The sequence below is a fragment of the Bradyrhizobium manausense genome (assembly GCF_018130615.1).
GTDB lineage: Bacteria > Pseudomonadota > Alphaproteobacteria > Rhizobiales > Xanthobacteraceae > Bradyrhizobium > Bradyrhizobium manausense_A.
In genome coordinates, this window is record NZ_JAFCKB010000034.1 from 1 (window position 1) to 19,737 (window position 19,737).

General features: G+C 63.3%; 18 protein-coding genes and 1 pseudogene. 13 read left to right on the plus strand and 6 right to left on the minus strand.

The window, feature by feature from the left end; all coding sequences use genetic code 11:
- The 4 genes and pseudogenes from JQ587_RS36840 to JQ587_RS35810 form a co-directional block, all read left to right on the plus strand.
- Window positions 1-101 (plus strand): annotated as a pseudogene (locus JQ587_RS36840) (chemotaxis protein CheW); the annotation flags it as partial.
- Window positions 102-170: 69 nt separating this feature from the next.
- Window positions 171-536 (plus strand): response regulator, encoded by a 366-nt coding sequence (locus JQ587_RS35800; RefSeq protein ID WP_007600538.1) that lies wholly within the window; start codon window positions 171-173, stop codon window positions 534-536.
- Between the two features lie 75 nt (window positions 537-611).
- Window positions 612-1,814, plus strand: coding sequence for a protein-glutamate methylesterase/protein-glutamine glutaminase (locus JQ587_RS35805; protein WP_212428495.1), 1,203 nt, complete (start codon window positions 612-614; stop codon window positions 1,812-1,814).
- Window positions 1,811-2,683, plus strand: a complete 873-nt coding sequence (locus JQ587_RS35810) for a CheR family methyltransferase (RefSeq protein WP_212428496.1) — start codon at window positions 1,811-1,813, stop codon at window positions 2,681-2,683. Before JQ587_RS35805 ends, JQ587_RS35810 begins: the two co-directional genes overlap by 4 nt.
- A gap of 57 nt (window positions 2,684-2,740) precedes the next feature.
- Here JQ587_RS35810 and JQ587_RS35815 read toward each other — a convergent pair whose 3' ends face one another.
- The 4 genes from JQ587_RS35815 to JQ587_RS35830 form a co-directional block, all read right to left on the minus strand.
- Window positions 2,741-3,901: a glutathionylspermidine synthase family protein gene (locus tag JQ587_RS35815; protein ID WP_212428497.1), complete on the minus strand. Its 1,161-nt coding sequence runs from the start codon at window positions 3,899-3,901 to the stop codon at window positions 2,741-2,743.
- Between the two features lie 3 nt (window positions 3,902-3,904).
- Entirely contained in the window at window positions 3,905-4,141 is a 237-nt protein-coding gene (locus JQ587_RS35820; RefSeq protein WP_212300024.1) for a hypothetical protein, read from the minus strand.
- A gap of 65 nt (window positions 4,142-4,206) precedes the next feature.
- Window positions 4,207-4,617 (minus strand): hypothetical protein, encoded by a 411-nt coding sequence (locus JQ587_RS35825; RefSeq protein ID WP_212428498.1) that lies wholly within the window; start codon window positions 4,615-4,617, stop codon window positions 4,207-4,209.
- Between the two features lie 17 nt (window positions 4,618-4,634).
- Window positions 4,635-5,039 carry a DUF350 domain-containing protein gene (locus JQ587_RS35830; protein ID WP_212428499.1) on the minus strand — a complete coding sequence of 135 codons (405 nt, stop codon included), beginning with the start codon at window positions 5,037-5,039 and terminating at the stop codon, window positions 4,635-4,637.
- 376 nt (window positions 5,040-5,415) lie between these two features.
- On the opposite strand from JQ587_RS35830, the gene JQ587_RS35835 reads away from it, so the two are divergent.
- Both JQ587_RS35835 and JQ587_RS35840 read left to right on the plus strand, forming a co-directional pair.
- Complete coding sequence (locus JQ587_RS35835; protein ID WP_212300021.1) at window positions 5,416-7,242, plus strand: CHAT domain-containing tetratricopeptide repeat protein; 1,827 nt, start codon at window positions 5,416-5,418, stop codon at window positions 7,240-7,242.
- Between the two features lie 74 nt (window positions 7,243-7,316).
- Window positions 7,317-8,897 carry a hypothetical protein gene (locus JQ587_RS35840; protein ID WP_212428500.1) on the plus strand — a complete coding sequence of 527 codons (1,581 nt, stop codon included), beginning with the start codon at window positions 7,317-7,319 and terminating at the stop codon, window positions 8,895-8,897.
- Window positions 8,898-8,985: 88 nt separating this feature from the next.
- Here the strand turns inward: JQ587_RS35840 and ctrA are convergent, their stop codons facing one another.
- Window positions 8,986-9,687, minus strand: a complete 702-nt coding sequence (gene ctrA / locus JQ587_RS35845; protein ID WP_016848562.1) for a response regulator transcription factor CtrA — start codon at window positions 9,685-9,687, stop codon at window positions 8,986-8,988.
- A 416-nt stretch (window positions 9,688-10,103) separates the two neighbouring features.
- Between ctrA and fliI the strand changes: the two genes are divergently transcribed.
- The 7 genes from fliI (at window position 10,104) to JQ587_RS35880 (ending at window position 17,449) form a co-directional block, all read left to right on the plus strand.
- Window positions 10,104-11,429, plus strand: coding sequence for a flagellar protein export ATPase FliI (gene fliI / locus JQ587_RS35850; protein ID WP_212300019.1), 1,326 nt, complete (start codon window positions 10,104-10,106; stop codon window positions 11,427-11,429).
- A gap of 121 nt (window positions 11,430-11,550) precedes the next feature.
- Window positions 11,551-11,970, plus strand: a complete 420-nt coding sequence (fliJ, locus tag JQ587_RS35855) for a flagellar export protein FliJ (RefSeq protein ID WP_092302166.1) — start codon at window positions 11,551-11,553, stop codon at window positions 11,968-11,970.
- 344 nt (window positions 11,971-12,314) lie between these two features.
- The gene (locus JQ587_RS35860) at window positions 12,315-12,860 is read left to right on the plus strand and encodes a sigma-70 family RNA polymerase sigma factor (protein ID WP_212300018.1); all 546 of its coding nucleotides are present in this window, start codon (window positions 12,315-12,317) and stop codon (window positions 12,858-12,860) included.
- Window positions 12,861-12,897: 37 nt separating this feature from the next.
- Complete coding sequence (locus JQ587_RS35865; RefSeq protein ID WP_212428518.1) at window positions 12,898-13,989, plus strand: anti-sigma factor; 1,092 nt, start codon at window positions 12,898-12,900, stop codon at window positions 13,987-13,989.
- Between the two features lie 170 nt (window positions 13,990-14,159).
- Window positions 14,160-15,119, plus strand: a complete 960-nt coding sequence (locus JQ587_RS35870) for a helix-turn-helix transcriptional regulator (protein ID WP_212428501.1) — start codon at window positions 14,160-14,162, stop codon at window positions 15,117-15,119.
- A 117-nt stretch (window positions 15,120-15,236) separates the two neighbouring features.
- On the plus strand, window positions 15,237-16,463 hold the full coding sequence (locus JQ587_RS35875) for an NAD(P)/FAD-dependent oxidoreductase (protein WP_212428502.1): 1,227 nt from the start codon (window positions 15,237-15,239) through the stop codon (window positions 16,461-16,463).
- 119 nt (window positions 16,464-16,582) lie between these two features.
- The gene (locus JQ587_RS35880; RefSeq protein ID WP_212428519.1) at window positions 16,583-17,449 is read left to right on the plus strand and encodes a L,D-transpeptidase; all 867 of its coding nucleotides are present in this window, start codon (window positions 16,583-16,585) and stop codon (window positions 17,447-17,449) included.
- 79 nt (window positions 17,450-17,528) lie between these two features.
- On the opposite strand, the gene JQ587_RS35885 is transcribed toward JQ587_RS35880, so the two are convergent.
- Window positions 17,529-19,151 carry a serine hydrolase gene (locus JQ587_RS35885; protein WP_212428503.1) on the minus strand — a complete coding sequence of 541 codons (1,623 nt, stop codon included), beginning with the start codon at window positions 19,149-19,151 and terminating at the stop codon, window positions 17,529-17,531.
- Window positions 19,152-19,737 lie beyond the last annotated feature (586 nt).

Genomic DNA, 19,737 nt, shown 5'->3' on the forward strand with positions numbered 1-19,737 from the left:
CCAAGCTCGCCGGCGGCGTCCACCGCCTCGACGGCCAGCTCATGGTCGTCCTCGACGTCGATCGCGTCCTCGAGCTCGCGCCCGAGATGATGGCGGCTTGATACGGCGGCATTGCCGCCGGATTCGCAATTGGAAGTGCCCCGTACAGGGGATAGGAAGCAGAGGTTCACATGCGGACTTGTCTCGTCGTTGATGATTCCAGCGTCATCCGAAAGGTTGCGCGCCGGATCCTGGAAGGCCTCGACTTCCAGATTCTCGAAGCCGAGGACGGTGAGAAGGCGCTGGAGGCCTGCAAGCGCGGACTGCCCGACGCCGTGCTGCTCGACTGGAACATGCCGGTCATGGATGGCTACGAGTTCCTGGGCCATCTGCGTCGCATGCCCGGCGGCGATCAGCCCAAGGTGGTGTTCTGCACCACCGAGAACGACGTCGCGCATATCGCGCGGGCGCTGCACGCCGGCGCCAACGAGTACATCATGAAGCCGTTCGACAAGGACATCGTGACGGCGAAATTCCAGGAAGTCGGCCTTATCTGAGCGAACGCCCGGAGGCTGAACGGATCCTTCGGCGATTGGTGTCAACTGAACCGTTTCAGTCTGAGTTGGTGAGTAATGAGTGTTGCGTTCGCAGGTAAGTCGACCACGAGCTCGTCGCGCGAAGCAGGGCCGCTGCGGGTGATGGTCGTCGACGACTCCGTCGTCATTCGTGGCCTCATCTCGCGCTGGATCGGCGCCGAGCACGACATGGAGGTCGCAGCCTCGCTACGCACCGGGCTCGAAGCGGTCAACCAGATCGAACGCATCAATCCCGATGTTGCCGTGCTCGACATCGAAATGCCCGAGCTCGACGGCATCTCGGCGCTGCCGCAACTCCTGGCGAAGAAGCGCGATCTCGTCATCATCATGGCCTCGACGCTGACCCGCCGCAATGCGGAGATCAGCTTCAAGGCGCTGTCGCTCGGCGCAGCCGACTACATTCCGAAACCGGAATCGACGCGCGAGACATCCGCCGCGGATGTCTTCCATCACGATCTGATCCAGAAGATCCGCCACCTCGGAGCACGGCTGCGCCGGAAGACGGCTGTGGCGAGCCCGCCGCTGGCACCCGCGAGCCCTGCTGCACCGGCTGCGCGTGCGCCGGCCGTGACACGCCCCGCCGCGCCCGCACCGGCTCCGGCCGTGTCCGCCTTGTCGTCAGGCTCGCTCACCACGCGTCCGTTCTCGACCCAGGCGCCGAAGGTGCTGCTGATCGGCTCGTCGACCGGTGGGCCGCAGGCGCTGATGGCGCTCGTCACCGAGCTCGGCCCGGTGATCGACCGCTTCCCGGTGCTGATCACCCAGCATATGCCGCCGACCTTCACCACCATTCTCGCCGAGCATCTGGCGCGTTCGAGCCGCCGGCCGGCAGCCGAGGCGGTCGACGGCGAGCCGGTGAAGCCGGGTCGGATCTACCTTGCGCCGGGCGGCAAGCACATGCGCGTCGTGCGCAGCGGTGCTGAAGCCGCGATCGCGCTCGATGACGGCCCCGCAGTCAATTTCTGCAAGCCCGCGGTCGACCCGCTTTTCACCTCCGCGATCGACATCTGGCACGGCAACATCCTCTCCGTGATCCTGACGGGCATGGGCTCGGACGGCATGCGCGGGGGCAAGGACATCGTCGCCGCCGGCGGCAGCGTGATTGCGCAGGATGAAGCGTCCAGCGTGGTGTGGGGCATGCCGGGTGCGGCCGCCAATGCCGGCATCTGCGCGGCCATCCTGCCGCTCAATCAGATCGGCGCCAAGGTCAACCGCCTGTTCACGGGAGACCGCTCGTGACGCCCGCGGACTATGATTACCTCCGCAAGTTCCTGAAGGAGCGCTCCGGCCTCGATCTTTCGGCTGACAAGCAATATCTGGTCGAGAGTCGGCTGCTGCCGCTGGCGCGCAAGGCGAGCCTGCCTGGCATCCCCGACCTCGTTCTCAAGATCAGGAACGGCGACGGCCGGCTTGCGACCGACGTGGTCGAGGCCATGACCACCAACGAGACGTTCTTCTTCCGCGACAAGATTCCATTCGATCATCTGCGCGACAGCATCGTGCCTGGCCTGATCCGGGCGCGCGCCGCGCGCAAGTCGCTGCGCATCTGGTCGGCGGCCTCATCGACGGGGCAGGAGCCCTATTCGATCGCGATGTGCCTGAAGGAAATGGGCGCGACACTCGCGGGCTGGCGCATCGAGATCGTCGCCACCGACCTCTCGCAGGAGGTGCTGGAGAAGTGCAAGGCCGGCGTCTACAGCCAGTTCGAGGTGCAGCGCGGCCTGCCGATCCAGCTCCTGATGAAGTATTTCACCCAGTCGAGCGATGTCTGGCAGCTCAAGGCCGATGTCCGCGCGATGGTGCAGTTCCGCCAGCTCAATCTGTTGCAGGACTTCTCCCATCTCGGCACGTTCGACGTGATCTTCTGCCGCAACGTGCTGATCTATTTCGATCAGGACACCAAGGCGCTGATCTTCGAGCGGATGTCGAAGGGCCTGGAAGCCGACGGCACGCTGTTGTTGGGCGCCGCCGAATCCGTCGTCGGCATCACCGACGCGTTCCGCCCCATTTCCGACCGGCGCGGCCTCTACCAGCTCAATCCCGCGCGTTCCGGCCGTCCGATGGGTGGCTTGATGCCGCAGCCGCTGAAGGTCGCCGCGGCGAGGTGATTGTCTTCCCGTCATTCCGGGCTCGATCGCTTCTCGATCGCCCCCGGAATGACAAGGTCACAAGATTGCATGCGGCAGAAACCGCGAGCCATTGCCCGTGATCGGGCTCTCGTCCTCGCGGATCGAAAGTCCGCATGGTTCGTGGTTCACCAGCCAGCTTCCGACCACCGGATAGACGCCGGAAAAATTCGGTAGCGGCGACAGTGCCTGGCGCACGAAGCCTTCGGCCCCGTAGGGCCCCGCGTGCTCGTCGAGTGACATTCCGCCCGACACCAGCGTGACATTGGCGCCTTCGCGCGACAGCAGCGGCTTGCGGACATAGGACGTCCCGAGCTCCGCCGCCCGCGCGTCGTCCTCGAAGAAGGCCGGCAGCAGATTGGGATGGTTTGGAAACATCTCCCACAGCAGCGGCAGGATGCCCTTGTTGGAGAGCACCGCCTTCCACGGCGGCTCGATCCAGCGCGTCGGTGCCTCCTTGAGCTTTGTGCCGAAGGCGTCGCGGAACATCCATTCCCAGGGGTAGAGCTTGAAGACCAGCTCCATGTCGTTGTTACCGAGGTCGACGAAACCGCCGGCCTCGTCGCGCCAGCCGATTTGCTCGATGTCGAGCAGCGTCGTCGACAGGCCGGCCTGGCGCGCGGTGTCTTCGAGATAAGCGAGCGTACCGGCGTCCTCTTCATTGCCAGTGGTGCCGGTGAGGTGCAGATGATGGTCCGCACCGATCGTCTTCCACGCTTCGATCAGCCGTTCGTGGATGGAGTTGAACTGGTCGGCGCGCGCGGGGATGATGCGCCGCTCGATCGCCTGCTCGAGCCAGGTCCATTGAAATACTGCAGCCTCGAAGATCGAGGTTGGCGTGTCCGCATTGTATTCGAGCAGTTTTGCGGGAGCCGCGCCGTCGAACTTCAGATCGAGCCGGCCGTAGAGGCTGCGGTCATCGCGCTTCCAGCTCTCGGAGATCAGATTCCAGAATGCTTCCGGAATCTTCAGTCGCCGCAGATGGCGCTCGTCGCCGATCACGCGGCCCGCAAGCTCCAAGCACATCGCATCGATCTCGCCGGTCGGTGTCTCGATGGAGCGCTCGATCTCGTCGAGCGTGAAGGCGTAATAGGCGCGCTCGTCCCAATAGCGCTCGCCGTCGATGGTGTGGAAGGCGAAGCCGCATTGCTCGGCGGTCTGTTGCCAGTCGTCGCGCTCGGGGCAAATGATGCGTTGCATATGTCAGCCGCCGCCGTGACCACCATGACCATGACCGCCATGGCCATGACCACCATGCATGCGATGCAGCGTGCCGCCGAAGCCGCCATAGCTTGGGCGGCAGTACGGCTTGCCGTCGATGCCGGGCACGGCTTCAAGCCCGGAGCCGCAGGGACGCTCGCGCGTGGTAAATCCCATCGAGACGGCGCTGACCGCGGCGCTTCCCATCAGCGTGAGCATGACCCTTCGCGAACGTTTCATGGTATGTCCTCCCGCGCGACTTAAAGCAGACCGGCGCGCGGCGTTGAATTCAAAACACTCGCGCGTCAGCTCCCTCCCGAGAAGGCGTGTGCAAACGAGCCGAAGCCGCCGCGCGTGACGCCGCCAGAGCCTCCGTCGGACGAGCCACCGGACGAGGAATGACTCGAGGAGTCGCTGCTGTAGAAGCTCGACCGCGACGACCAGTGCGAGCCGCTGCCGCTGGAGGAGCTGCTGCTACAGTTGGTGTTCGTCTGCGCAGGCGCCGTCGCCCCGGGGACTGTCGCCCCGGGAGGCGCGGGATCGCAGCTTCGGTGCGGCATCAGCGTGTAGGCGCTGGCGCCGACCGCGATCGTGCCCATCACCAGCAGCGCGACATGGCCCGAGCGCTTCACCGGCTCCCGTGGCGGTAGCGGCAGGTCCGCCGGCTGGCGAGGCCGGCGCTTGCCGAACTCCTTGCTGGTAGGATTGTTGGCCATGTCACTTCGCTACCATGTCAGTAGATCATGCAGGCGGCGTTGAGGAGGCCTGCGGCAAGTGAGGACAGGCCGAGCCAGATTGCGGGCGCGAGCTCGCCGGCGGCGATCCGCCCCGACAGGTTCGGCACCGGGATTTTGACGATGTAGAACGCGGCGACCTGGACGATCAGGGCGATGACGGCCCAGATCAGGCAGTCCAGCACATTGGCCGAGTGCGCAATGGCGCTGAACAGCGGCGCCACGAAGCCGAGCAGGCTGAGGCCGAGCGCAATCGCAGCCGCTGGATCATTGTCCCGGATGAGCTGGAATTCGTTGTGCGGCGTAATCCGCGTGTAGACGAATAGATATGCCACTATTGCGATCAGCCCGGTGCAGAAATAGACCAGGAAGGCGGGCAGGCCGGCGAGCGATTGCAGGATCATGGGGAGGTCCGACGTTGACGCCGCGAATTCTGGCACGATCGCTTAGTCGCCGCACCGGTCGGACAGGTTCGATCCCCAGAAACGAGTCCGTTGGCGCATGCCCGGGCACTGCACAAATTTTCGGGCCGTATGAGACATGCTTCACAAATGCGTCTCGAGGTTGTGTGTGATAGTCTGGCGCATTGAGATTGCCGTTATCCGGGAGGAGCAGATGAATTGCGTCCTCGCTGAGATCAGTTCTCCGGGCATGATCAGACCAGCATGATCTGACCGGCGATTGTCCGTCGGCCAAGCGCGCAGTGCCTTGGCGACGCGCGTTGTTCAGAGTCGAGAGATTTTTCAGTGGCTGAAGAGATCTTGTTTGAGTGAGGCTCAAATGCCTGATTACGAAGATTTCGAGCTCGAGATCGGCTCCTATTTGCCGGGGGGCGTCGGCCCTCAGCAGTATTACGGACGCGTCGTCAAGTCGCCGGGAGGCGAAGCGCCGAGGAGCCAGGTGAAGTTCTGGTTCTCTGCGCCGGGCGAATTGGCCAAGCTGCGGGGAGAATTGGAAAGCGCAGTGCTGGAGATCGACGACCGGAGCCGTTCAGGCCCGGTGACGCGCGGCGAACAGGTATTGCGAGATTTCGGGCGGGGTGTCTTCCGAAGCCTCTTCACCGAGGTGCCGTTGATCCGGCAGGTCTACGACCGCAGCAAGGGCGCGACGCAGGATTTGCGGATTAAGCTGCGGATCGAGGCGGACGAGCTCGCCGGGCTGCCGTGGGAATATCTCTACGACGAGAGCGAGATTCCCTACTATGTCAGCCTCACCCGGCCGATCGTGCGCCATCTGGAGACCGCGGGCAGCGTGACGCGAATGGGCGTCAGGGGACCCTTGCGCATTCTCGGCATGATTTCCGATCCCTCGACCAGCGAATGGCCGAAGCTCGACGTGGTCAAGGAACGGGACCGCATCAACAAGGGCATCGATGCGCTCCAGCACGAAGGCAAGGTCGACTTCCAGTGGGTCCCGGGCGGGACCGGAAAAGACCTAATGAAGAAGCTGCTGGAGGGAGATTGGCACATCTTCCACTTCATCGGGCATGGCGGCGTGGACGATTTGCGGCCGGGGACTGACGCCGACAGCTTCGACGAGCGTGGCTTCGTCGTCATGGTCGACGAGGATGGCAAGCCGGTGAAGAAGTTCGCCTCCGACCTTGCGATGATGCTGTCGGGCGCCAAGCGGAGCCTGCGCCTGATCATGCTCAATTGCTGCGAGAGCGCCAAGGTCAATGTCGGCGATCGCTTCGGAAATCCGGCAATCGGATTGATGAAGACCGGCTGGTTGCCTGCGGTGGTGGCGATGCAGTTCCCTATCACCGACAATGCAGCGATCTCGATGTCGGAAGGATTCTATTCAGCGCTCGCCGGCAACAGGTCGATCGACGATGCCGTGACCTACGCGCGCCAGTTCATCCAGCAGAAGTCCCGGGTCGAATGGGGCATACCGGTGCTCTACATGCGCTCCTCCGACGGCAGGATCTTCAACGTCGAAAGTCCGCAACCGGCTGCGGGTCCGCCCGAGGCGGCGCGCCTGTCGAAGGACGACCTGCAGCAGCGTCGCGACGCGCTTCTGCGCGAGCTAGACGCGACGCCAGCCACGATCGAGGCGCTGGAGGAGCTGACGCGGCGCGGTCGGGAGCTGCACGGCCTGCTCGCGAACGACGATGAGCTTTCGGTCCGGCTTGCCAAGGTCTATTTCGATCTCGGCGCGCTTCAGCACAAGCAGAAGCAGATCCCGAAGGCGGCGGCCAGCTTCGCCTACATGATCGAGCTGGATCCGAACAAGGCGGAATACCGGGTGCGCAGGGCCAATTTCAACGTGACGGTCGGGCTCTACGAGAACGCGTTGAAGGACATCAACGAGGCCATCAGGCTGAAGCCGGACAGCCCTGAATTCTTCTGGATCAAGGGCATCATCAGCATGACGGCCTCCGGGGTCGACGACAAGCGGGGCTACTTGGAAGAAGCGATCAAGGCTTTCAGCGCGGCGGTCTCGATGAAGCCGACCGAGCCGAAATATCTGGTGTCGCGCGCCAACGCCTACGCACAGATCAAGGACCTGACGAGCGCCCAGAACGATATGGACAGCGCCATCGCACTTGCGCCCGACAACATCGATCTCGCGCTTCAGAAGGCGAAGATGGTCGCACAGGCTGCATGACTTTTACGAGGCCGCCGGACGCCGCGGCGTCCGGCATGTCCTCCACCCGTGAACCCCGGCGATAGGAGTTCATCGTGTCGCTCAATTACGTCATCGACTTGTTGAACAAGTTCTTCGATACCGGCGGCGCTCCGCTCATCGTCGCGCTGTTCTTCTGGTTCCGCTTTCATACGCTCAAGGGCACGCGTTCGTTTACCACTTGGCCCTTGTTCGCGTTCGGCGTCGCCGTCTTCATCACGCCGTTCATGCTGCTCTATTGGCTGCTGGTGCACAAGCTGTGGCCGCTCGCTGCGATCTGGCTCACCATCCTGACCTGGCTCATTCCGGTCGTTCCGGCGCTGTGGCGTGGCTTTTGCCACCAACTCGCCGGCATTCCCGCCAGCGCCCACGGATTGCGCGACGCCTTGGCCAAGTCGCCCTTCGACGTTCGTCCGGACGACATGCCGAGCCTTCAACGCAAGCTTGCCCGGGTCGGGTACCAGATCGACGATTTCCGCGCTGTGCAATCGACCGCGATCCAGTCGCGCCTGCTGAAGATCTCGGCGCTCATGCTGCATCTCGATCGCTGGGCCGGCGAAAGATTCATGAAGCGCAATTCCGAGATCTATGCGGAACTGCTGGCGGCCTACGATGCCTTGTGCTTCCGGACCGTTCGCGTGCTCAGGAGCAGCGCCGAAATCTACGGCGCGATTATGGAGGACAACGAGATCGAGCCGGATAATTGGGAGGCACTCGATTCTCTCTCGACCCGGCACAGTACGGTGAGCCAGCTGCAGCTGGCGGCCCAGACAGCGGCGGGGTGCATGCTGGAGGACTTGCGCAAGGACATGGATTCCCTGCTCAGCAATCTCCTGCTGTTCGTCGTGCGCGCGGCGCTGGCCGGCGAGTGGACCCTGGCGCGCAGCAAGCGACGGCTTGGCGCGATCGGATTCACGCTGGCATCCTCGTCGCCGGGGTTCCTGAAGTTCGTCGCGGGTGTTGCCGCTTTCGCGTTTTGCTGGGCTCTGTTGTGGCTGGTGTTTTCGGGGCGGTTCATCCACCAGCCGGGAGACCAATCCGTCGCTTCGCTACGCGCGCTCGTTGTCACGACGCTGTACCCGGTCGTGAACTTCCCGCTGATCTATCACTTCAAGCAGCGTTACGCGTTCGCGAACGAGAACATCTTCGGCCGGCTTCCGATGGGATTCATTCTGTCGATCGGCCTCGCGGGTGTGATCTTCATATTCCTGCCGGTTCAGGTGCTTTTTGACCTCTACCAGTTTCCCAAGGAGCCATCGTCGGAGGTCGTGTTGTACGATTTGCCGCTGCTGATCTTCCCCTGGGGCTTTGCCGCGATGACGGCACTCCTCGTGCAGGATTCGACTTGGGGCCGGCGCTCGAGGCAGACCAGACAAGTGCGCGACGGTCTGGTTTTTGGCGGCGGCATGGTGGTCATGCTGGTGTTGTTGATGGTCACCTACCAGGTCGTCCCGATGCCGGTCATGAAGCTCGTCGACGGCATGTCGGCATCGATGTTTTTCAGCTCTATGATGGTTCCAAGCTTCCTGTTCGGATTCATCATCGGTTATCTGATGATCGGCCGGCTGCGCGAGGCGGCCGCGCGCAGCCCGGTCTGGAAACCGGACCTCGTGACCCCGTCTCTTGCCGGCGCCTGACCTACCCCCAAAAAACAAAACCCCGCCATTTGCGGCGGGGTCCAGGCTGGGAGGAGCGAGCCCGACCAGGGCTCGCGACGTAAACGGGTCAGGCGGGGATGCGCTCGTCGGCCTCGTGCGGCTCGCGCAGCACATAGCCGCGGCCCCACACGGTCTCGATGAAGTTGCGTCCCTCGGAGGCGTTGGCGAGCTTCTTGCGGAGCTTGCAGATGAAGACGTCGATGATCTTCAGTTCGGGCTCGTCCATGCCGCCATAGAGGTGGTTGAGGAACATTTCCTTGGTGAGGGTCGTGCCCTTGCGGAGCGAGAGCAGCTCCAGCATCTGGTATTCCTTGCCGGTCAGATGCACGCGCTGGCCACCGACTTCGACCGTCTTGGTGTCGAGGTTGACGACGAGGTCGCCGGTCTGGATGACCGACTGGGCGTGACCCTTGGAGCGGCGCACGATCGCGTGGATGCGGGCAACCAGCTCGTCTTTATGGAAAGGTTTGGTCATGTAGTCGTCGGCGCCGACGCCGAGACCCTTGACCTTGTCCTCGATGCCGGCGAGGCCGGAGAGGATCAGGATCGGTGTCTTGATCTTGGAGACCCGAAGCTGCTTGAGCACGTCGTAACCGGACATGTCGGGCAGGTTAAGGTCGAGAAGGATAATGTCGTAATCGTATAATTTACCGAGATCGACGCCTTCTTCCCCCAAATCGGTCGTGTAGACGTTGAAGCTCTCAGACTTCAGCATCAGCTCGATCGACTGCGCGACGGCGCTGTCATCTTCAATCAGCAAAACGCGCATGCCAGTTCCCCATAGTCGCCGCTCCTGGGCGTCAGGTCGGCCGCATTCGCGGCACTCAACAAAACGCCTTTGAACAACTGATTCGGATCCTGACAACAGATGGTTAACAAATCCTGATTCTGGAACGCAAGTCCCCCCGGTGCAATTTTTGTCGAATCGCCCTAAGGTCTTGCGCGCGAAGCAGCTTTCGTTATCCGGCTCCGTTCAAGTTCCACTTTAAGAGACGGGCCTAACCGACTCCCGCGACTCAGCCTTCTTCTGAAGGGGAGCCACGCTCAGTCACAAAGACAGTGACGCAATGATTAACGATGCGGGTAAACACGAAGTTAAACGCCGTTCAGAAATATGGCGAAATTTAAGGGTTTCGCCATGAAGGCCCAAATCAGGAAGCGCACGGCCCCTATGAAGGCCCTCTTATGAAGGCTCTGGCGGAACAGATCGGCGATATCGACGGCGTCAATATCTATGGCCGTGTGGTCGGCGTGCGCGGCCTGATGGTTGAGGTCGCGGGGCCGATTCATGCGATGTCGGTCGGCGCGCGGCTCGTGATCGAGACCGGCGCCAACCGTTCGATCCCCTGCGAGGTGATCGGCTTCTCCGGCAACAATGCTGTCGTGATGCCGTTCGCCGGCCTGGATGGCGTGCGCCGCGGCTGCAAGGCCGTGATCGCCAATGCCGCCAATCAAGTGCGTCCGTCGGCAGCCTGGCTCGGCCGCGTCGTCAACGCGCTCGGCGAGCCGATCGACGGCAAGGGGCCGTTGCCGCAGGGCGCCTCGCCGATGCCGTATCGCAATTCGCCGCCGCCGGCGCATTCGCGCAGGCGCGTAGGCGCACCGCTCGATCTCGGCGTGCGCGCGATGAACACCTTTCTCACCTGCTGCCGCGGCCAGCGCATGGGAATCTTCGCAGGGTCCGGCGTCGGCAAATCGGTGCTGCTGTCGATGCTCGCGCGCAACGTTGATGCCGCGGTCAGTGTCATCGGGCTGATCGGCGAACGCGGCCGCGAGGTGCAGGAATTCTTGCAGGACGATCTCGGTGAGGAGGGGCTGGCGCGCTCCGTCGTGGTGGTCGCGACCTCGGACGAGCCGGCCCTGATGCGGCGGCAGGCGGCTTATCTGACGCTCGCGGTCGCCGAATATTTTCGCGACGAGGGCCAGGACGTCCTCTGCCTGATGGACTCGGTGACGCGTTTCGCCATGGCCCAGCGCGAGATCGGACTGTCCGCCGGCGAGCCGCCCACCGCCAAGGGCTACACGCCGACCGTTTTCACCGAGCTGCCGAAGCTGTTGGAGCGCGCCGGTCCGGGCTTGGGGGAGGGCGCCATCACCGCGATCTTCACGGTGCTGGTCGACGGCGACGATCACAACGAGCCGATCGCGGATGCCGTCCGCGGCATCCTCGACGGTCACATCGTGATGCAGCGCTCGATTGCCGAGCGCGGCCGCTACCCCGCCATCAACATTCTCAAATCGGTGTCCCGCACCATGCCGAAATCGGCCGATCCGCAGTTCTGGCCAACGATCCAGAAGGCGCGGGCGGTGATGGCGACGTACGCGGACATGGAGGAGCTGATCCGGCTGGGCGCCTACCGGGCCGGCTCCAGCCCCGAGGTCGACGAGGCGATCCGCCTGCACGAGCCGCTGGAGGCCTTCCTGCGCCAGCGCAAGGACGAAAATGCTTCGCTGGCCGACGGCTACCGCCAATTGGCGCAAATCCTCGGTAATTTGGAAACGGAACGCTAACTTTGTCCCGTCATCATCCGATCCCACAGAGTAGCAGAGCCGGTCTTGGCCCCAATCGGGCCTGTGGGGAGACTGGTGTCGTCCCACGTGCAGCCAAGGGACTTCTGGGGAGTACGAGTCGATGAAGTCACGTGATACCCTCATCCGCCTGAAGAAATTTCAGGTCGACGAGAAGCGCCGCCGGGTCGCCCAGATCGAGTCCATGATCGCCGACTTTCAGCGGATGTCGGTCGATCTCGAGCGGGAGATCCAGACCGAGCAGGACCGCGCCGGGATCAACGATCCCTCGCATTTTGCCTATCCGACCTATGCCAAGGCCGCCATCCAGCGCCGCGAGAACCTGACCCGCTCGGCCGACGAGCTGAAGGGCCAGCTCGAGGAAGCCAAGGCCGCGCTCGGCGAGGCTTTCGAGGAGCTGAAGAAGGTCGAGCTCCTGGACGAGCGCGACCAGGCCCGCGAGCGCGCCGAGGAAAATGCCCGCGAGCAGGCCGATCTCGACAGCATCGGCCTGATGCGCTCCCGCATCGGCGCCGTCGCGTAGACGGCAGCCGGCACCAAAATCGCCTGAGAATTTGCGAGCCCGGACCCGCAAGGTCCGGGTTTTTGCATGTGCTGTCCACAGCGTGACCCTTCGCCCCTTGGTGACGGGCTTTGCCGCGCGCTATGGTGGCGGAGATGAAAGCGGTGCCGGTGGTGGAGTGTCCACCTCTCCCTTCGGGAGAGGTCGGCGCGGGAGGCGCTGGGGTGAGGGGTTACGATTTCCCGTGAGCCCCGAGCCCCTCACCCGATTTGCGCGGGACGATGCTTCGCATCGCCCGGGGGCAAATCGACCTCTCCCCGTCGGGGAGAGGTAAGGTACGACGGGGCCGCGCGTTGGGGGGCTGAATGCTGACGCCAGCAGAGCTGGTCGGGCTGATTGAGGCGGTGGCGAAGCGCGATCAGGCCGCGTTCGAGCGCCTCTACGCCGCCACGCGCGCGAAACTCTATGGCGTCGTCCTCCGTATCTTGCGCCGACAGGATCTCGCAGAGGAAGTCATTCAGGAGACCTACGTCAAGATCTGGAATAGCGCCGGCCAGTTCAATCCGGCGCTGTCGTCGCCGATCACGTGGATGGCGTCGATCGCGCGCAACCGCGCCATCGATATCGTGCGCAAGAAGACCGAAGCCTCGCTCGAGGAGGAGCCGCAGGCGATGGAAGTCGCCGCCGACAGTCCCGATCCCCTGGCGCGCCGGGAGATGACCGAGGAGTTGAAGCGGCTCCTGGAATGTATCGGCCGGCTCGAGCCGGACCGCCAGCGGCTCGTGCTGCTCGCCTATTACAACGGCTGGAGCCGCGAACAATTGGCGGAGAAATTCGCTGCGCCCGTCAACACGGTGAAGACGTGGCTCCGGCGCAGTATGTTGGATATCCGTGAGTGCCTCGGATTATGAAGGCCTGGACGATGAGGGTGAGTTTGGACTGCAATTGATGGCCTACAGCGAGGACCATATCGCGCTCGCCGCGGAATATGCGCTCGGCACACTCGATGCCGACGAGCGCGCGCAGGTCGCGGCCATGATGGCGGTAGACCAGGAGTTCGCTGCCGTCGTGCAGGCCTGGGAGTTCCGGCTCGGCGTCCTCAATCAGATGGTCGGCACGATCGAGCCGCGGCCGATCGTGTGGGAGAACATCAGGGCGGAGATCGCGCGGACGGAATCTTCGCACGATGCGCCTGCGGCGCCGCCGGTGCTGTCGGACGCGCCGTTGCCGGAATCCTATTCACCGGAGCCTCCATCATCCGAGCCTTCAGCGCCGGAGTCTCCGGCGCCAGACTCGCCATCACCGGAATCTCCGGCGCACGAGCCTCCGATGCTGGTTATTCAGCAGCCGGCGCCGCTCGAATCCGGCTCCGATGCCATTCCGATTTTCCCGCCGCAGTTCGTGCCGCAGACCCATGCGCCCGACCGGAGCATTGTGCCTCCGACGCCGGCGCCAGTCGTCGACGACACCAACGTGATCCGTCTCGAGAGCCGCGTGAAGCGCTGGCGCTCGATCGCTTCCGCCGTGGGTGCGCTCGCGGCGGCGCTGCTGGTGACGCTGTCGCTTCAGATCTTCCTGCCCGATGCGCTGCCGGGCGCGTTGCGGCCGGCGCCGCGCATCCAGACGGTCGAGGTCAAGACGCCTGCCGCGCCGCTGTCCTCGCCCGCGCAATATGTTGCGCTGTTGCAGGGCCAGAGCGGCGGTCCCGCCTTCATTCTCACCATCGATGGCGCGACCAAGAACTTCACGGTGCGCAAGGTCGGCGCGACGCCGGAGCCGGGCAAGAGCTTTGAGCTATGGCTGATCTCCGACCGGCTGCCGCGCCCGCGCTCGCTCGGCGTGATCGGCAGCGGTGACTTCACGGCCCGTCCGGTGCTCGCCGGCTACGATGCCGATGTCGTCAACGGCGCGACCTATGCCGTCACTGTCGAGCAGTCGGGCGGCTCGCCCAATGGCCAGCCGACCTCGGCGCCGGTATTTTCCGGCAAGTTGATCGAGACCGTGCCGCCGTCCCAGCTGCAGGCGCCTGCGAAGAAGTAGTTGCGACAAGCGCGCGTTCCTGTCGCCACGGTCCATTCGATCGTCGCAATGCGACAAGTTCCGCCAAATCCGCCCCTGATTTGAACCTCCATGCATTTCGCGGCGTCAAATGCCCGGAATTTGCAGTCGGCACGGCCGATCATGGTGCCGAAAGAGGGGCTAGAAATCAGATGGATGCAGCCAAGCCGCCGGGCATCTTTATTCACCAATATGCAGGCCTGCCGCAGGGGCCGGCGTTCGAGCATTGGCGCGACAGGGCGCTCGGGCCCTGCGGCCTCGAGATCGGACCGAGCCAGGGCGACAGCATCGATTGCCGGCTGCAGGTCAGCGTGGTCGACAATATCACGCTGGCCATTCCTGAAGGTGCCTCCGCGCAATATTCCCGCACACAGAGCGGCCTCGCCGACGGCAGCGACGATCTCGTGCTGATCGCCGCGCATGCCGGCCTCGTCAGCGTCCGGCAGAATGGCCACACGGTCGAGCTTGCGCCGGAGCAGATGGTGCTTGCCGATATGAGCATCACCGGCAGCGTCGGCCACACCGACGAGAACCGCTTCACCACCATTCGCATGCCGCGCCGCGCACTGCTCGACATCAATCCGCGCGCCGAGGAGAAGCTGTCGCAGGTGCTCTCGGACGGCGCGGTCGCCGAGACCATCTTCCGCTATCACGAGCTTGCCGCTCATCACGCGCCCCATCTCGACGCCGTCGGCCAGCGCCTGACCGCGCAGCACATGGTCGATCTCGTCGGCCTGCTGCTCGGTACCGACGCCGAGCACGCCGCGCTCGCGCGCGGTCGGGGCCATGCGGCGGCCCGTCTCGATCTGATGCGCGCCGATGTGATGGCCGCACTTGGTCGCAACGATCTCTGCCTGTCCGAGGTCGCAACGCGCTCGGGGTTGAGCCCGCGTCAGGCCCAGCGGCTGTTCGAGCAGGCCGGCACCACCTTCACCGAATTCGTGTTGGAGCAGCGTCTGCTGCTGGCGCGAAAACTGCTCGGCGATCCCCGCGCGCGCGCGCGCAAGATCAGCGACATCGCGCATTCCTCGGGCTTTTCGGATCTGTCCTATTTCAACCGTGCTTTCCGCAGGCGTTTTCACGCCACGCCGTCGGAGCTGCGCGAGGCCTGAGCCGCGATTTTGTACAGTCGGACGCGGCGTCAGCATTTGGTCGTTCCGGACCAATGAGCTATATCTGCCTGCGCGGGGCGGATCACCGGATCCCCGGGAATAGCGAAGTCAACGGACATGGCGCGTATCGTCGTGCTCGGCGCAGGGTTTGCAGGCCTGTGGGCGGCCATCGGTGCCGCGCGCATGCGCGATGAGATCGGTGATGCCGGCCGCGACATCGAGATCCATCTCATCGACCGCAATCCTTACCACAACATCCGCGTGCGCAATTACGAGGTCGACCTCAGCGAGGTCGCGCTGCCGCTGCCGCAATTGCTCGACCCGATCGGCGTCACGCACGGGATCGGTGAGGTCGAAGCCATCGATCCCGCGCGGCGCGAAATCTCGCTGGTCACGAGCGATGGCAAGGAGAGTCTGAGTTACGATCGCCTCGTGCTTGCGCTTGGCAGCGAAGTGATGCGTCCCGATGTTCCGGGCCTGGCCGAGCACGCATTCGATGTCGACACCTATGCTGCGGCGCGTCGCCTTGAGGATCATCTCGCCTCGCTCGGGCGAAGCGCGCCGTCGCCCGCGCGATCGACGGTGGTGGTGGTCGGCGCCGGCTTTACCGGCATCGAGGTTGCTGCCGAAATGCCTGCGCGGCTGGCGCGCGCCGGCATCACCGGCAGCCGCCGCATTGTCCTGCTTGATCCCAATCCAGTGGTCGGCGCCACCATTGGCGAACAAGCACGCCCCGTCATCGAGACGGCGCTGGCCTCGCTCGACGTCGAAACCCGACTCGGCGTGCGCGTCGCATCGGTAGAGGCCGCAGGAGCCCGCTTGAATTCAGGTGAATTCATCCTGACGCAGACGGTGATCTGGTGCGCCGGCATGCGCGCGAGCCGGCTGGCCGGAAACTTTGCCGGGGCGCGCGATCGTCTCGGGCGCCTGCTGGTCGATCCCTTCATGCGGATTGCGGATGTGCCTGGTGTATTCGCGGCAGGCGACGTCGCATCCAGCGTGATCGACGGTCTGCATCCAACCGTGATGTCCTGCCAGTTTGCCCGGCCCATGGGCCGCTTCGCTGGTCACAATGTGGTGGCCGATCTCGCCGGCCGGCCGATGCTGCCGCTGCGCATCGACTGGTACGTGACCGTGCTCGATCTCGGCGGCTGGGGCGCGCTCTACACGGAAGGCTGGGATCGCGAGGTGCGGACGACCGGCGAGGCAGCCAAGGCGACCAAGCAGGCCATCAACCGCAAGCGCATCTATCCGCCGCTCTCGGGGCGCAAGGACGAGCTGTTTGCTGCCGCTGCGCCGACGGTGCAGGCGCCGCCGCCGACCTATGGAGCGCGGCGGAATTGAGCGTGGCCGTGGTCGGCAGCGAATGATGGTTAACGGTTCCAGCCTGAGCGGAAATTGCTTCGAAGTTTGTTAAAACTTGCTGGGTACGTCTCTTGGGCATAGTGACCTGGGGAAAGCGTATGGGTAGGCGGGCCAAACGTGGAAAGGCGGAGACGCTCGCAATACCCATGGCCGCGAGAGTTGCAATTGGCGCCGTGGCCGTCGCCGCATTGGGGTACGGTTTGCTGTCTCGCCCGGCGAGCGTGCAACCAACACGGAAGCCGTCCGCGCCTCAGGCCCAGGCGTCGTCAACTCCGGTTTACGTGGCACCTCCGGTTCATGCATTGGCGTCAGCGCCAACTCCGGCTCCAATCCCGGCCCCTGCGCCACTGGTCGAACCGCCAAAGGCTGCTGAAGGTCCCGGAGCGCTTGTCCGGCAGGTGGTCGACTACGCCAGCCACCAGGCGCCAGGCACGGTGATCATCGATACCAAGAATACGTTCCTCTATTTCGTTCTGAACGACGCGCAAGCGATGCGCTACGGCATCGGTGTCGGCCGCGAGGGTTTCACCTGGTCGGGCGAACAGACCGTGGCCCGCAAGACGGAATGGCCGGATTGGCGTCCGCCGGCCGAGATGGTCGTGCGCCAGCCTTATCTGCCGCGGTTCATGGCAGGCGGTCCCGGCAACCCGCTCGGCGCCCGGGCGATGTATCTGGGCGAGACCGAGTATAGAATTCACGGCACCAACAAGCCCGATACGATCGGGAAGCGTGTTTCGTCCGGCTGTATCCGGCTGACCAATGAGGACGTCGTCGATCTCTATGAGCGGGTTAAAGTCGGAGCGAAAGTGATCGTGCTTCCGGCAACCGCAGCCCATCGACCATCCCAGGAAGCGACGCCCGACACCACCTTCCGATCACCGGACCCGTCATCGCCGTCGAAGCGGCCCCCGGCAACGAATGCGCAGTTGCGGTCATCTGAACCGAAGGTCGCCGAGGTCCAGTAACGCGTTCGTCCTTGGTCATCAGGACAAGCAAACGTTCAAGCCCTCGATTTATGTCAGTTCCGGGAAGCGCATTCCTGAATCATTGCGACGACTTCGAGCCGATCGGATCGAGCGAGACCTTGTCGAATCGCAGCCGCTTGACGCGGCCGTCATCGATCGACATTGCATTGCACTTGCCATCGTCTACGCACGCGAACTTCAGATTTCCGATCGGAAAGCCCGTCGTGAACGCGTCAGTTCCGACAGGTTGCAGATCGAGTTCTCCCCGCGGGTAGTGCACCATCAGCACATTCTCGCGAACGAACACGTCATAGATGACGCCGAGTTCAGCGCTGTAATAGTGACCCTCGTATGCTTTGAGCCGGTCTCCTGCAGGCTTGCTGATGGTGATCCGCTTCAGAGGAAGAATGGCGCCGTTCTGGTGCAGGACCGCGTTTTGGGCCGCTCCGCCTTGCGCGACGTCGTCGAAGACGATTTCGGCGGGAACCACCCTCAGGCGGAAAGCGGTGTTGGAGACCGCGTACATTGGAAACGATGGCTGGCCGGTCGCGCGCGTGACGAGATGATCATTGTCCTTGCTGACGGAAATGATGAACCCCGGTCTGAGTTCATAGTCGCCAACATAGGCATCGAGGATCTTGGGGTCGACGGCAACTTCCGGCTTGTCGTCAAGGGTCGGCTTGTCACGCGCAGGCTTGAGCAATTCCTTGAGATAGATGTCGGCGATCCTGAATGAGAGCGCTGCCGGGGTCAGATCTCCCGCGTTTGCCAGTATCACTACCGAAAAGTGCTGGTCTGGAAATCTGAGAATATTGGTCCGGTATGCGGCATCGCCGCCAGAATGCTCAACCGTCCTGAGCCCGCGATACTTTCCGATGGATAGGCCCGATGCGTAGTTGATATCTTTGCCGTTGTTGAGCTTGCCCTTCTGCTGCATCTCGGCGAGCAGCGTCAGGCCGCCGACTTGTCCGGTGTAGAAATTCTCATCCCAGCGCGCCAGGTCGCCGACCGTTGAAAACAGGCTTGAAGGTCCGACCGTCGAATAGGTCAGCGCAATGTATTGGTACTTGCCATCCGGCTGCCGCCCGTAGGAATAGGCCCGGTCCTTGACGGGCATGCCGTATTTGTCCTGGAAGTGCGTATGAGACATACCGAGTGGGTCGAAGATGCGCTCCTTCGTGAACTCGGGCAGCGTTTTGCCGGACACTTGCCTCACGACCATTGCGAGCAGCGTGTAGCCGCTGTTGCTGTAGAGGAACTGGTCGCCGGGCTCGAAGTTCAACTCGGTTTGTTGAAACAGCAGATGTGCCACATCATCGTCCGTGATCTCGTCGTCGAGCCGCCACCCCGCGAGCGCCAGAAGATTCCACTGGTCTCGAACTCCGCTGGTGTGATGAAGCAGTTGACGGATCGTGATCGGCTTGCCGAAGTCGTGCAACTTCGGAACATATTTGCGAACGTCGTCATCCAGAGACAATTTTCCTTCGTGAGCAAGTTGATAGATCGCGAAGGCGGTGAACTGCTTGGAGACCGATGCCAGGTGGAATACGGTCGCCGGCGTGTTTGGCACACCATACTCCAGATTGGCTGCGCCATAACCCTGGCTGTAGATGATCTGGCCGTCCCGAAGGACGGCGATGACAGCGCCGGGCGAGTTTGGTTCAGCCCATCGCGCGAAGAGCTGATCGACGGCGCGCTCCATGGTTGCATTGTCGGATGTTGCGGAGGATGAGGGCTCCGATTGAGCGCCGGCGACGGTAGGTGTCGAAAGACACATTGCCGCAAAAGCGGCCGTCACAATCCTAAAGAGCATAACGGTTTCCCCAATTGACGCTCAGCATCGTCGCGCCATGAACGTACCGCGTAGAATGGGGAGAGCGAAGCAAAACTCATCGAACCTCGTTCTCCTGATCAGACCGGAACGACGATTGCTTGGTCCGGCATGGCCCTACGGGCTGACGTCGCACCGGGCGCGGCAAGTTCGCCCATGGACGATCGGCCCGAGATTGTGCCATATTTGCCGTGCAACCGCGAAATGGAGCCGCTCGGTGGATCGCTTGCCGTTCATTCTGACGGTCGTCCTTGAGATGGGCACGCCATCAGCCAAAGCGACGCCCGACGGCAATCGGCTAGATGTCAGTTCTCATAGCGTGTGTTGAACTCTTGCGAAGCCCGTCGCCCGACGGGCGGGGCCAGCGCCAAGCGACTGTTGGTGCCGATCTGATAAAGAGAACGAAGTCTGATGGATCTCGCTTCGCTCTATCCATCCTACGCGCTGTAACGGGACA